The 12510-nt window shown below is 72.5% G+C and carries 12 protein-coding genes and 1 pseudogene; 6 read left to right on the forward strand and 7 right to left on the reverse strand.

Annotation, left to right across the window (positions count from 1 at the left end; all coding sequences use genetic code 11):
* Positions 1-77 precede the first annotated feature (77 nt).
* From IE294_RS40540 to IE294_RS40555, 4 genes and pseudogenes are all read right to left on the reverse strand, one after another.
* Positions 78-662 carry a dihydrofolate reductase family protein gene (locus IE294_RS40540; RefSeq protein WP_189894399.1) on the reverse strand — a complete coding sequence of 195 codons (585 nt, stop codon included), beginning with the start codon at positions 660-662 and terminating at the stop codon, positions 78-80.
* A 334-nt stretch (positions 663-996) separates the two neighbouring features.
* Positions 997-1620: pseudogene (locus IE294_RS40545) on the reverse strand (oxidoreductase); the annotation flags it as partial.
* Between the two features lie 254 nt (positions 1621-1874).
* Positions 1875-2432 carry a pyridoxamine 5'-phosphate oxidase family protein gene (locus IE294_RS40550; RefSeq protein WP_189894400.1) on the reverse strand — a complete coding sequence of 186 codons (558 nt, stop codon included), beginning with the start codon at positions 2430-2432 and terminating at the stop codon, positions 1875-1877.
* Positions 2433-2604: 172 nt separating this feature from the next.
* Positions 2605-3804, reverse strand: a complete 1200-nt coding sequence (locus IE294_RS40555) for a serine hydrolase domain-containing protein (RefSeq protein WP_189894401.1) — start codon at positions 3802-3804, stop codon at positions 2605-2607.
* Between the two features lie 590 nt (positions 3805-4394).
* On the opposite strand from IE294_RS40555, the gene IE294_RS40560 reads away from it, so the two are divergent.
* The 4 genes from IE294_RS40560 to IE294_RS40575 all read left to right on the forward strand — a co-directional run bounded on the left by IE294_RS40560 (position 4395) and on the right by IE294_RS40575 (position 7628).
* Positions 4395-4931, forward strand: coding sequence for an EF-hand domain-containing protein (locus IE294_RS40560; protein WP_189894402.1), 537 nt, complete (start codon positions 4395-4397; stop codon positions 4929-4931).
* A 65-nt stretch (positions 4932-4996) separates the two neighbouring features.
* Positions 4997-6061: an isocitrate/isopropylmalate family dehydrogenase gene (locus tag IE294_RS40565; RefSeq protein WP_229917850.1), complete on the forward strand. Its 1065-nt coding sequence runs from the start codon at positions 4997-4999 to the stop codon at positions 6059-6061.
* A complete protein-coding gene (locus tag IE294_RS40570; RefSeq protein WP_189894403.1) occupies positions 6058-6756 on the forward strand; it encodes a cysteine hydrolase family protein in 699 nt (232 codons plus the stop codon). Before IE294_RS40565 ends, IE294_RS40570 begins: the two co-directional genes overlap by 4 nt.
* Positions 6735-7628: a class I SAM-dependent methyltransferase gene (locus IE294_RS40575; protein ID WP_229917852.1), complete on the forward strand. Its 894-nt coding sequence runs from the start codon at positions 6735-6737 to the stop codon at positions 7626-7628. Before IE294_RS40570 ends, IE294_RS40575 begins: the two co-directional genes overlap by 22 nt.
* 12 nt (positions 7629-7640) lie before the next feature.
* Here the strand turns inward: IE294_RS40575 and IE294_RS40580 are convergent, their stop codons facing one another.
* On the reverse strand, positions 7641-8510 hold the full coding sequence (locus IE294_RS40580; protein ID WP_229917854.1) for an AraC family transcriptional regulator: 870 nt from the start codon (positions 8508-8510) through the stop codon (positions 7641-7643).
* Positions 8511-8693: 183 nt separating this feature from the next.
* On the opposite strand from IE294_RS40580, the gene IE294_RS40585 reads away from it, so the two are divergent.
* Positions 8694-9494, forward strand: a complete 801-nt coding sequence (locus IE294_RS40585) for an alpha/beta fold hydrolase (RefSeq protein ID WP_189894433.1) — start codon at positions 8694-8696, stop codon at positions 9492-9494.
* Positions 9495-9567: 73 nt separating this feature from the next.
* Complete coding sequence (gene map, locus IE294_RS40590; protein ID WP_189894405.1) at positions 9568-10335, forward strand: type I methionyl aminopeptidase; 768 nt, start codon at positions 9568-9570, stop codon at positions 10333-10335.
* Between the two features lie 27 nt (positions 10336-10362).
* On the opposite strand, the gene IE294_RS40595 is transcribed toward map, so the two are convergent.
* Positions 10363-11022, reverse strand: coding sequence for a hypothetical protein (locus IE294_RS40595; RefSeq protein ID WP_189894406.1), 660 nt, complete (start codon positions 11020-11022; stop codon positions 10363-10365).
* 756 nt (positions 11023-11778) lie between these two features.
* Positions 11779-12426 (reverse strand): dihydrofolate reductase family protein, encoded by a 648-nt coding sequence (locus tag IE294_RS40600; RefSeq protein WP_189894407.1) that lies wholly within the window; start codon positions 12424-12426, stop codon positions 11779-11781.
* Between the last annotated feature and the right edge of the window lie 84 nt (positions 12427-12510).

The following is a 12510-nucleotide window of genomic DNA, read 5'->3' on the forward strand; positions in this document are numbered from 1 at the left end:
GCAGCTTCGGGCCACGACGCGGCACCCCGGCAGAAGAACTCATGCTGGATCTAACGACGGACTGCCGGCGCAGGACACTAGGCGGACGCCTTCGTGTAGGTGAGGACGATGGTCCCGTTGGCGAACACGCGGCTGCCGGTGAGCTTGAAGGCGCGCGGCGAGAACTCGGCGCGGAAGAGGGGAATTCCGGAACCGGCCACGACCGGGTACTGCTTGACGACCAACTCGTCGATCTCGGGGAGGAGTTGACCTGCCAGGTCGCCTCCGCCGCAGAGCCAGACGCCCAGGCCCTCCTCCTGCTTGAGGCGGCGGACCAGCGCGACCGGGTCCTCAGTGGTGACCTCGACGGACGCATCGGGGCTGACGCCCAGCGAGCGGGAGACGACGATCTGCCGCAGATGGGCGTAAGGGCTGGTGAGCCCCGCGGCGAGGCCCGGCTCGTAGGTGCCGCGGCCCATGACGACGGTGTCGAAGTGCGTGTTGGGGGCGTCCGCGACGCCGAGGGCCGCGCGCGCCGGAGTGGACAGGGTCTCCGGGAAGTCGACCGTGAGGTGCGGGAGGTAGTCCTCGGTGAGGTACGGGGCGAAGAAGTCGTACTCGCCGTCGGGGCCCGCGATGAAACCGTCGATGGTGCCGGCCACGAAGTAGGTGAGCTTGCGCATGCATGTCCTTGCAGGTCGAGTGACGTGTGCCGGGTGACGTGGGTCGGCTGACGCACGTCGGGTGAGGTCTCTCGTCGACGACAACACGCGCACTTCGCGCATCCCCCGTTTCCCGTCCCCCGGATCGTGGCCCGGGTTCCGGCCACGGCCGACGATTCTGCGCCATCCCCCGGGCCTTGCCGCAAGCCCCCCAGGACGTTGTACGTTGATCACGCCGGGGAGTCGAGCGGCCACCGGCCTCCCTGCTCGTACCCGGCGGCAGTCACGCGGTGACGACGTTCACCGCGTCCCGATGCCGTACATGGTCCCGTCGGCGACGGCCCGCAGTTTGCCAACTCCTCTGGAGCGTGCGGGTGACACCCGCGACGACCGCCGTCGTCAGTACCCAGCCGAGGGCGACCAGCAGAAGGGCCAGCCACTGGAGACCGCCGTCCGGCCAGTACCAGGCCGTGCGCTGGCCCAGGCCACCGATGGGGACCAAGAGGTCGAGCGTGTAGACCAGGGGCTGGAACGGGGCGCCTTCGCCGTGCTTGACCGGGACGGGCGAGTGGGTGCCGAAGGACAGCGTGCCCACCAGGGTCAGCGCGAGGAGCCAGACGCCGGCCAGCCAGGGGCGGTAGCCGTAGCCGACGGTCACGTCGAGCAGGCGGCCCCACAGACGCGCGGCCGGGGGGAGGGTCCGACGCCGATGGCGCTGTTTGGCGAGCAGGACGCGGCGCGCGTCGTCGTGACCGGCCTTGCGGAACCAGCTCGCCAACTGCTCGTAGGGCTGCGGGTTGTAACCCGGACTCCGTCGTATCCCACGCCACGCCACGCGACGGGCCACGGCGTCCCGTCGCCCCACCGCCTCCCGCCGCTCGCCCGCCTCCTCCACCTTGACGGAGCCGTACACGAAGCCGTCCAGCTCCACCACGTCCGGCCGGCTGTGCTCGCTGTCGTCGAGGTAGGACACCTGCGCTCATCAGCTGGGGAAGCAATGACCCCTTCGTCCCCGAGCCCGGCGCCCGCGCCTACCTCCGCGACCTGCCCGACGCCGAACTCCACCTCTTCGGCACCGCCCACTTCGCCCTGGAGACCCACTTGCCGGAGATCGCCCCCCTGATCGCCGACTTCCTGGACCGCGCCCGGAAGTGACCGGTGCCGGGTCCGGGACAGGGCGGCCCGGTCCGCCGGAGCGGACCGTTCTCGGCGCCGGACGGTCTCCGCCGTCGCTCAGAACGTCCACCGTGTGTGCGAGTAGACCCCGTCGTTCCGGCCGAAGCCGTACGCCGTGGCCGGGGTCAGCGCGAACACCACCGCGTCCCCCCTGCGGAACGCGTCGCCGATGCCGTGGAAGGGGCCCTCGGGCGAGGTGATGTGCGGCCCGTACTTCGCCTCGTACGCCGTGATCACCTTCTCCAGTGCCGCCCGGTCGGTGACGGGCTCCGCCGTGCCCTCGACGACCAGGTCGAGCCCCCGGGTGAGGGAGTTCCCCCCGGTGGTCAGCGCGCAGTGCGCGTCGTGGGCGAGGTTCCTCGCCTTCTGCTCCCCGGGACCGGTGGCGAAGTACAGCACCCCGTCGTGCCAGGTCGCGATGACGGGGGTGACGTGCAGCCGGCCGTCTGGCCGCACCGTGGAGACCCAGAAGATCTCGGCGGCCTCCAGCTTCCGCCGGGCCTCGGCCCACTCGGTGGCGGTGACGTCCGCTGCACCCGGGCGGGGGTTGGTCGCGGAGCTGTAGCGGGCGTCGAGCTCGGCTGTGGGGTGAGTCGCGGGGCCTGGTGCGGCCATGGCGGATCTCCCTTCTCTCTTCGGGACACCTGACAGAGACCTGATGGAGACCTGAAGCCCCCGTCGGCATCATCGCCCCCGGCCGCCTGCCCCACCTCCCGTGCCGGAGGCGCCGCAGGGCAGCGCGGCGAATCGGCGCAGCGGTTCGTCGCGGCCGGCCACCCAGGAGCCGTCACTCCGGCTGAGCCGCCTGTTCGCCGGAGAGACCTCCGGGCCGAGGCGTTGACGATCGTCCGGCCACGCTCCTCCAGAAGTCCCGCATCAGCGGCGTCGGCGTCGGGTTCTCCATCGCCACCTGCGTCAGGAGGATCGCGACCGTGCCCGTGGCCGGGACGATGTGCGCCGTCGTGCCCGTGCCGCCCACCCAGCCGTAGCGGCCGGGGACGTTCCAGGGGTCGGCCGGGGTGACGTCGACCTGGCCGCCGTAGCCCCAGCCCTGGCCCTCCAGGAAGAGTGTGGCGCGGGCGCGCTGCTCCGCCGTGAGGTGGTCGGTGGTCATGCGGCCGACCGAGGTGCGGGTCAGGAGGCGCCGGCCGCCCGCCTCACCTCCGTTCAGCAGCATGCGGGCGAAGGCCAGCAAGTCGTCGGCCGTGGAGACGAGACCCCCGCCGCCCGAGTGGAAGCGCGGGAGGCGGCTCCACAGCCCGTCGGGGGTGTCCGCCGGTTCCAGGGTTCCGTCCGGGGAAGGGGTGTAGGACGAGGTGAAGCGGTGCCGCTTCGCCTCCGGGACCTCGAAGGCCGTGTCCTTCATGCCCAGCGGCCCGAAGACGCGTTCCGCGAGGAAGTCGGGGAGCGTACGGCCCGACGCGCGGGCGACCAGGATGCCCTGGAGGTCGGAGGAGGTGCCGTACAGCCAGGCGTCTCCCGGGTGGTGCAGCATCGGCACCCGCGCGAGGAGAGCCAGCCAGGTGTCCGGGTCCGGCCAGTCCTGAAGCGCGCGGCCGTCCTTCTGCACCGTGAACAGGGACCGCACCGCCGGGAGGGAGAAGTCGTCGGGGAACCCCCAGCCGGTGCGGGAGCTGAGCAGGTCCTCGACCGTGATCGGGCGGGCCGCCGGGACGACGTCGTCGACCGGGGCGTCAGGGGTGCGCACCACGTTCGGCTTCGCCAGCTCCGGCAGCCACCGCTCGACCGGCGCGTCCAGGGCGAGCCGCCCCTCCTCCACGAGCATCAGCACCGCCGCCGCTGTGACGGGCTTGGTGAGGGACGCGACACGGAAGAGCGAGTCCCGCGCCATCGGTGCCGTGCCGCCGGTGTCCAGCGAGCCGGCGGTCACCACCTCCACGTCGTCCCCGTGGGCGACCAGGCCGACGGCGCCCGGCACCTGCCCCTCGTCGACATACCGGTGCAGGGTCTCGCGCAGCGTGTTCATCGGTGGCCTTCCGCTCGGGTGGTCCTCCTGTGTACGACTCCCGAGCCGGCGGGAAATCACCGCTCCGCCGCGGCTGGGGCCCGGACACTCTCCGCGACGGCCTCCCACCTGCTCGGACGGTGAGGTCCTCGCCCTGCTCCGGGGTGAGGACCTCGTACGTCTCCGCCGAGGCGGCGTCGCGGTACGAAACCCTCGTGCTGCCCGGCGACGCCGACCAGTGTCTCGTCACGTACACACCAGCCGCCGGCTCCGCCTCCGAGGAACGCCTGCGCCTCCTGGCGTCCTGGCAGGCGTCCACCGCGCCACCCGCGACCACGACGACCGGGCACGCAGAGCCGCCGACGGGCACACGTACAGAAGAGCTCACCGTCGTCCGCTACGCCCCGGGCACCCCCGCCCCCCCACCTGGAAGGCACCGCTTTCCAGGACCGTACCGCTTCATGCGCCGGCCACCCGATTCCCTTCTTTCGTGTGCACCCACCCGGACTTCCCCGCCGGGCCCCCGGCGGCGAGCCGATAGTGGAGGGGCCGCCGGGGCCCGGGATCCGGCGGCATCCCGTCGGACAGCGCTACAGCAGAGGTGACACTCCATGCCCACCACCGAGGCGAACGACCGCGTCCAGCTCGTCTTCTCCCTGTTCGACGCCGACGGCAACGGCGTCCTGGAATCCGATGACTTCGAGCTGATGGCCAAGCGGGTCGTCGCGGCGGTGCCCGAGGCCGGCGACATCGCGAGGAGCGCGATGCTCGGTGCCTTCCGCCGCTACTGGGAGACACTCGTCCGGGAGCTGGACGCCAACGGCGACGGGCGGATCAGCGCCGAGGAGTTCACCGCCGTGGTGCTCAACCCCGAGCGGTTCGACGCGACGGTCGACGAGTTCGCGGACGCCCTGGCCACCATGGGCGACCCGGACGGCGACGGCTTCGTCGAGCGCCCCCATTTCACCGCGCTGATGACGGCCATCGGCTTCCGGCGTCCCAACATCGACGTCCTGTTCGACGCCTTCGAGCCGGTCGACGGCGACCGCATCCCCGCGATCACCTGGGCGGACGGCATCCGGGACTACTACCGCCCCGAGAAGGCCGGTATCCCCGGCGACCACCTCACCGCGGGCGCGCACCGGTGATCCGCCGCCGAAGCGCCGTACCAGCGGATGAGTCACGCACCCCCAAGCCCGTCATCGGCCTCGCGGTGGGCCGGGGTACCGGTCCCGAGGTCGCGGACGTCTTCGAGCGCGTGCTCGGCGCGCTCACCGCCGGTCACCCGCACGGCGTGACGATCGAGCGCTCTCCCCGCCTCTACCACTCCTACGTGTCGCTCCGTGCCGAACGGGACGTCGCCAGGATCCGGGCGCTGACCGCCGAGGACGCGGACCACTACGAGCGGTTCTGCCGCACCCGGGCCGAGCAGGGCACCGAGGCGGTCTTCCGCACCGCCATCAACGCCCAGTCCCTCTACCTCGTCCGGCAGCGGCTGCGCGCCGTGAAGGTCGACCTGCTCACCGACGCCGGGCGTTCCCTGCTCCTCGTGCGGGACCAGGCCCAGGGTTTCTACACCGGGGAGAACCGGCACACGCCCGGCGAGGTCACCCGCACCATGAGCTTCAGCCGGGAGATCACCGAGGCCGTCGTCAGCCACGCCCTGCGGCGAGCCCGGCGGGAATGGCCGGACGGGCGCCTCGACCGCATCGTCATGGCGTACAAGTTCCATCTGCTGGACGGTGCCCTCGACGCCTGGGTGGCCGACCTCGCGGACCGGCTCGGCATACGCATCGACCTGTTCCAGCCGGACACGGTCAACCGCAACCTGCTCACCCACGGCCTGCCCGACCGCACGCTGATCGTCGCCGGGAACGAGTGGGCCGACATCATGCACGTCATGCTGCTCGACCGGTTCGGCTCCGACCGGCAGGAGAACCGCTGCACCGAGAACGTCTGCCTCGACCCCGGCCTGTCCGGCCTGGTCGAGTACCAGACGGTGCACGGCTCCGCCGACGACCTCGCCGGGCGCGACCTGGTCAACCCGGTGGCGACGATCCGCGCGGCGGCGCTCGTCGCGGAACGCCACGCCGGACGCCCCGGAGCGGTACGGGCCACCGAGCGAGCCCTGCGCCTGCTCGACGAGCGGGGCGTTCGCACCCCCGACCTCGGCGGGCGGTACTCCACCACCGCCGTGGTCGACGCCCTGCTCGACTGCCTCGACATGCCCGGAGCCGACGGGACGCCGAAGGACGCCGCCCTGGTCGGCGGATCATGACCGCCGGGGAACCGGACGGGACGACGGCCCTGGTCGTCGTGGACGTGCAGAACGACTTCTGCACCGGCCCGACGGCCCAGGCCCGCTTCGGCAAGGACACGTCCCGTTTCCGCACGGACACATCCCGCTCCGGCCAGGACAGGGACCCGGCAGTGCTGGAGGCGGCCGTCGCCGGCTGTGTCCGGGCGGTGGACCAGGCCCGCGAGCGCGGTATGGAGGTGATCTTCGTACGGTTCGTCGGCGACCCCGAGCACCAGGGGGCCGCCTGGCGGCTGCGGGACAGCGTCCTCGGCAAGCAGCCCAAGTGCCTGGACGGCTCCTGGGGAGCGCAGTTCCACGCCGTCGCCCCGGCCCCGGGCGAGCGGGTCTTCACCAAACGCGCCTGCTTCGACGCCTTCCTCGGCGACGGCTTCGCGGAACACCTCGCCGCGCGGGGCGTGGGCCACCTGGTCCTCGCCGGGCTGTACGCGGACGTGTGCGTGGACACCACCGCCCGTACGGCGTTCCAGAAGGGCTTCCACGTGACCGTCCTGACGGACTGCACCGCCGCGCTGCACCTGCCGTACGACGCCGTCCTGCGGTTCATGCGCGTCGTCTACGGCGCCCGGACCACCACCGCGCACGACCCACGGGTGTGGACCGCGCCCGTGCCCCGAACCGAGGAGGAGGAGCCGTGCGTCCTGCCGCCGGGCTGAACACCGGTGTGACGGAGGGCGTGGGCCGCACCGCCCTCCTGGTGGCCGCGGCCCGCGCGATCGAGACCCGTCGCGCTGACGCCCTGGCCCGGGACCGGTTCGCGGAGCACTTCGTGCGCGCGGCACCGGCCTCGGCGGGCTGGCCGGTCCGCCCGGAGCAGGTGCCCGCCGGTGACGCCGATCCGCTGTGGGGCCGCCTCGGCCGCTACTTCGGCCTGCGCACCCGCGTCCTGGACGACCACCTGCTCCACTCGGTCCGGCGGGGCGCCCGCCAGGTGGTGCTGCTGGGCGCGGGCCTGGACTGCCGGGCGTTCCGGCTGGACTGGCCGCCGGGCTGTCAGGTCCACGAGGTGGACACCGCAGGTGTGCTGGCGTTCAAACAAGCGGTGCTCGACCAGGCCGGAGCCACCCCCACGGCCGGCCGCCGCGCCCTCGCGGCCGACCTCCGGCTCGACTGGACCGGGGCACTGCTGGACGCGGGCTTCGACCCGGCCGAGCCCACCGCGTGGCTGGCCGAGGGGCTGCTGCTCTACCTCCCCGCGGCGGCCGAGCACCGCCTCATCGCCACGATCGACCGGCTGAGCGCGCCGGGCAGCACCCTGGCCTACGAGATCAAGCCCGTCACCGAGTCATCACGGGTACGGGCCGGCCCGGTCTACACCGCGGCGAGACAGCGGCTCGGCATCGACCTGCTCGCCCTGTTCGACGGCGAGCCACGCCCCGACTCGGCGGGCCGACTCGCTGAACGCGGCTGGACGGTGACGGTCCGCACCCCGTACTACTTCACCGCCCTGCACGGCCGCGGCCCCCGCCCGCAGCCGGACGACGCGCTGGCGACCAACCGCTGGATCTTCGCCACGGCCCCCGGCTAGCACCGGGGCCTGTCAGCTGCTGTCAGGGTGGCCGGAGTGGAGGGTGGCCGTCCAAGAGGTGGGGGTCAGGCCGGTCTGGCGCCGGAAGAAGGTGGTGAAGTTTCCGGCGTCGCGGAATCCGAGGCGGTGCGCGCAGCCGCCGACGGACAGGCCGGTGTGGGCGAGCAGCCGTTTCGCTTCGAGCAGGATGCGCTGGTCGAGGTATGTCTTGGCGCCGGTTCCGGTGGCGGTACGGGTCGCCCGGGTGAGTGTCCGCGGGTCGTAGCCGAGTGCGTGGGCGTAGTCGGAGACGTGGTGCCAGTCGGCGAAGTGCTCCTCGACGGCTGTGCGGTAGGCGTGGAAGACCTCCAGCCGTCGGCCCCCGGTCGCGTCCGGGGAAGCCGGTGGGGACGTCGTGGGCAGGACGCGCAACAGCAGTGCCGCCAGCAGATGGGCGAGCAGTGCGGAGGACGCCAGACGCGGCGCTCGCACGGCCGCGTGCTGCTCACGCCGAAGGTGACCGGCGGCCGGCTCCGCGAGCGCGAGGGCGTCCGGCGGCAGGTGCCAGCAGACGGGAGAGGAGGCACCCACCGCTTCGAGGGCGGGATCGGGCAGGAAGCCCGGCTGGAACAGGATCAAGGGGCCTTCGACACGCTCGACGTCGCTCCATCGGTGCACGACACCGGGTCTGATCCACACGACGTCGCCCTCGCACAGCTCGTAGGGGCGGAAGTCCGCTTCGTGCGCGCCGCGTCCGCCGGTGATCAGGGCGAGGACGTGGAAGTCGGGGCGCTGCAATCGGGTCCGACGCCGGTCGGTGTCCGTCTCCCGCAGGGCGGCGAAGCTGAGCGCCTCCACGCCGTGGGTGGCTCCGACAGCGGGGAGGTACCGCAGCTGCCGCACAGCAGCGTGTCCGTTTTCCACAACAGGTCAGTCTCTTTCCACCAGGAGGAAGTGCGCCACCGGCATAGCGTCGTCCCCGTACCTGAGACGGCAGGTGCCCAGCCCGGACGGGCGGGTGCCCCACGGGCGTCACCGCCTGCGCGACATCGAGGAGACGGACAAGTGCCGAATACTACAAAGACCGTGGCCGTGGCCGGCGGCTCCCTGGAGGCCCGGATCGAGGGCGAGCGCGGGCCCACGCTCGTGTTCGCGCACTACTGGGGAGGCTCCGCCGGAACGTGGGACGAGGTGGTGCGGCGCCTGCCGCCCGGGCAGGCGACGGTCCGCTTCGACCAGCGCGGCTGGGGCACCTCCCGGCAGCTGCCGGGGCCGTATCACCTCGACCGGCTCGCCGACGACCTCCTCCGCGTGGTCGAGGAATGCGCGACGGGCCCCTTCGTCCTCGTCGGTCACTCCATGGGCGGCAAGGTCGGCCAACTGGTCGCGGCCCGCGGTCCCGCCGACCTGATCGGCGCTGTCCTGATCGCGCCCGCTCCCGCACGGCCCGCCCCGGCCGTGACCGAGGAGTACCGCCAGGCGCTGTCCCACGCCTACGACTCGCCCGAGTCCGTCGGCCACGCCCTGGACCACGTCCTGACCGCCGTGCCCGTGCCGGCGCCGGTACGGGACGCGATCGTGCGGGACAGCCTCGCCGCCGCCCCCGAGGCCCGCACGGAGTGGCCGTTGCGGGGGATCGCGCAGGACATCACCGAACAGGCCCGCCACATCCACGTCCCCGTGGCGGTGCTGGCCGGCGAGCACGACAAGGTGGAGCCACCCGCTGTGCTACGCACATGCCTGCTGCCCCATGTCCCGCACGCGACCCTCACCACCGTCCCCGGCGCCGGGCACCTCCTTCCCCTGGAAGCCCCCGATGCGATCGCCGACGCCCTGGTCGACTTCCTGGCCACCACCCGCGGCGCCGCCACCCCGTCACGGCGATGAGGAGCCGTCGCCGTGACCGTGATACTAATACCGGTATAAGTATTGGGTCGACGTGCTCCGGGGAGACGAACACATGGTGGAGATCAAGACCGATGCCGCACTGGACGCGATGCGGGAAGCCGGGCGTGTGGTGGCCCGCGCCCTGGCCGCGGTCCGGGAGGCGGCCGACGTGGGGGTGTCCCTGCGAGATCTGGACGAAGCGGCCCGGGCGGTCCTGGCCGACGCCGGAGCCGGCTCCCCGTTCCTCGGATACCGGCCGTCCTTCGCCCCCGTCGCTTTCCCGGCCGTGATCTGCACGTCCGTCAACGACGCCGTGTCGCACGGCATCCCCACCGGCTACCGGCTGCGCGACGGCGACCTGGTGAGCATCGACTGCGGCGCCGAACTCGACGGCTGGACGGGCGACGCGGCCATCAGCTTCACCGTCGGAACGCCGCGCCCCGGCGACCTCGACCTGATCGACGCCACCCAGGAAGCCCTCGACGCCGGCATCGCCGCAGCCCGGGTGGGCGGTCGCATCGGCGACATCTCCCACGCCATCGACACCGTCGCCCGCAAGGCGGGCTGCGGCATGCCCGCCGACTTCGGCGGCCACGGCATCGGCCGCCACATGCACGAAGACCCCCACGTGCCCAACCGCGGCCGCCCCGGCCGCGGCTTCCCCCTCCGCCGCGGACTGGTCCTCGCCATCGAACCCATGCTCATGGCCGGCGGGCAGAACACCTACCGCACCGATAGCGACGGCTGGACCCTGCGCACCACCGACGGCAGCAGGGCCGCCCACATCGAGCACACCGTCGCCATCACCGACCAGGGCCCCCGCGTCCTGACCCTGCCCTGACGCCCTCGGAAGCGGGACGCCGCCGCACTACTGGGTCTCGACGCGGGGTGTGCCGTACCAGCGCCACGTGGTCAGGCGCGGCCGGCCGGGAAGCGCTGAGCGACCGGTCGCCCAGAGGAGGGTTTGCCACCGGTCGGTATCGGCCGGGGCGTCGGGGAAGAGACGGGCCAGCACGCGGTCGCACTGGTCGGCGGGCGGTGTCCACTCCAGCCCCAGGCCCTCGGCGACGTCGTGGGTGTGCACCAGGGTCTCGACGATGCCCATCGCGGCGAAGCCTTCGGGGTCGGCGGCACCGAAGACGTGGTGTGCCCGCACCGTGGGCGGTGCGGTGCGGACGATCGCGGTCAGCAAGGCGCCACTGGCGTCCAGCACGTGCAGCAGACCCGCCGTACCGGCCTCGCGGTCCGCGAAGACGGCGTTCGCCGGGCCGCCTGGCCTCCTCCGGCTCCACGCGAAGGGCACATGGGTGTCCAGCGGCGGGTTCGCCGGGCCGAGTTGGACGGCGTAGGAGAACAGGTCGTCGGCGAGGTGCTCGACGGTCTCCCAGCAGTCCCACTCCAGGGAACCGGCCGTGACACTCCAGTCCCGCGCCTCGGCCGCACGCAGAGTGGCGAGCGCCGAGCGGACGGCACGTTCGACGTCGGCCGCGGTAACCGGGCCGCTCACTGATCGCTCCGCGGTAGCCATGGCGGGACCGTACCAATGATCGTCCGCTGCCAGGGGACCGGGCAGCGGTCAGGGGCCACCGCGTGCGTGCGCCCCGGGGTGTGATTCAGGTCGTCGCCCGTCCCGCGTCATGGATCAGTTCGGTGACGTCTGCCGGGTGCGACAGGGGAACGGCGTGTGCGGCGCCGCCGATTTCGAGAAGCGTCGCCTCGGCTCGCCTGGCGCAGAAGCGCACGGCTTCGGGGCTGCCGGCCGGGTCGGCGCCGACCGGCGGCATCCAGGACGGCCGGGTCCGACCGGGCGCGGGGAGATGCCCAGGTGCTCGGCGGTGCGGCCGTTCGTCAGCCCCTGGGCCGCCAGCCGGACCACCGCCACCTCCGAGGCGGTCGGCCCGGGCCCGGCGACGAGCCTCCGGGACGACGTACGGCGCCGGGGGCACCCGCGGCACGCAGCCGGCGGCGGACGCGCGCGGCATCCCGCTCGGCTTCCTCGCCGGGCAGGTGGACCTGGGGAGCCATGCCGGCCGGATGCCGACGCCCCTTTGGCACCTCCGCCTCGATCAGCGGACGTCTGGCCAGGACGTAGTCGCAGGCCGTTGAGTACGACGCCTGGTCGAAGCCGTACTCCTGCGCCGGACGCTGATGGATCCGGCGGGCGGTGTGCTCTTCTGCTTGCGCGGCGCGGACGCATCCTCCGGCAGCGTCGCGAACCCCGCCGTCGCCGGGCGGACGGAGCAGCGCATTCACTCCGAAGAGGGCACGTCGCGGAGTCCTCGTGTCACTTTCGCCAGAACAGGTGGTGCGTCACGCCGCTCGGGCTGGGCACGACCTCGAGGTGGAACCGGTCGAGCAGCTCATCGGGGGAGTTCCAGAGCCGCAGTCCGGATCCGAGCTTCACCGGTGAGACCGCCACATGCATGGTGTCGACGAGGTCGGCGTCGAGGAACTGCCGGAGGGTGGTGACCCCGCCTCCGAGTCGGACATCCTTGCCCTGAGCCGCCTCCCGTGCCTGCTCAAGGACCGTGGCCGGATCGCCGGCGACGAAGTGGAACGTGGTGTCGGAGAGCGTGAACGAAGGACGCTTGTGGTGGGTCATGACGAACACCGGAGTGCGGAACGGGGGCTCGTCACCCCACCAGCCGCGCCACTCGTGGTCCTCCCAGGGACCGCGCTGGGGCCCGAACTTGTTGCGGCCCATGATCTCGGCGCCGATGTTGTGCGCGTAGTCCCGCGTCAAGTAGTCGTCGAGGCCACGGCTGCCCCCGGGGTCCGTGCGCATGGGCCAGCTAGCCGTGGCGCCGGCCCACGCGAACAGCTTCGCGGGATCGACGCCGTGGCCGAACGGATTCTCGAAGGTCTGGTCCTCACCGGCACCGATGCCGTCACTTGAGACGTTGAAGTTCTGGACTCTCAGTAGCTGGGCCACGTGTTTCCTCCTGCGTTGTCGGTGATGACGGTGACGAGACTCTCCAGGCCGCGGAAACTCATCGCTGTGTCCAGACCGCACCGG

Origin of the sequence: Streptomyces canarius (assembly GCF_014650735.1) — a bacterium.
Taxonomy (GTDB): domain Bacteria; phylum Actinomycetota; class Actinomycetes; order Streptomycetales; family Streptomycetaceae; genus Streptomyces; species Streptomyces olivaceoviridis.

Coding starts and splice junctions, on each gene's coding strand:
- IE294_RS40540 (WP_189894399.1), bottom strand. CDS start 662: ATGCGCAAGCTCACCTACTTCGTGGCCGGCACCATCGACGGTTTCATC.
- IE294_RS40550 (WP_189894400.1), bottom strand. CDS start 2,432: ATGGCCGCACCAGGCCCCGCGACTCACCCCACAGCCGAGCTCGACGCC.
- IE294_RS40555 (WP_189894401.1), bottom strand. CDS start 3,804: ATGAACACGCTGCGCGAGACCCTGCACCGGTATGTCGACGAGGGGCAG.
- IE294_RS40560 (WP_189894402.1), top strand. CDS start 4,395: ATGCCCACCACCGAGGCGAACGACCGCGTCCAGCTCGTCTTCTCCCTG.
- IE294_RS40570 (WP_189894403.1), top strand. CDS start 6,058: ATGACCGCCGGGGAACCGGACGGGACGACGGCCCTGGTCGTCGTGGAC.
- map (WP_189894405.1), top strand. CDS start 9,568: ATGGTGGAGATCAAGACCGATGCCGCACTGGACGCGATGCGGGAAGCC.
- IE294_RS40595 (WP_189894406.1), bottom strand. CDS start 11,022: ATGGCTACCGCGGAGCGATCAGTGAGCGGCCCGGTTACCGCGGCCGAC.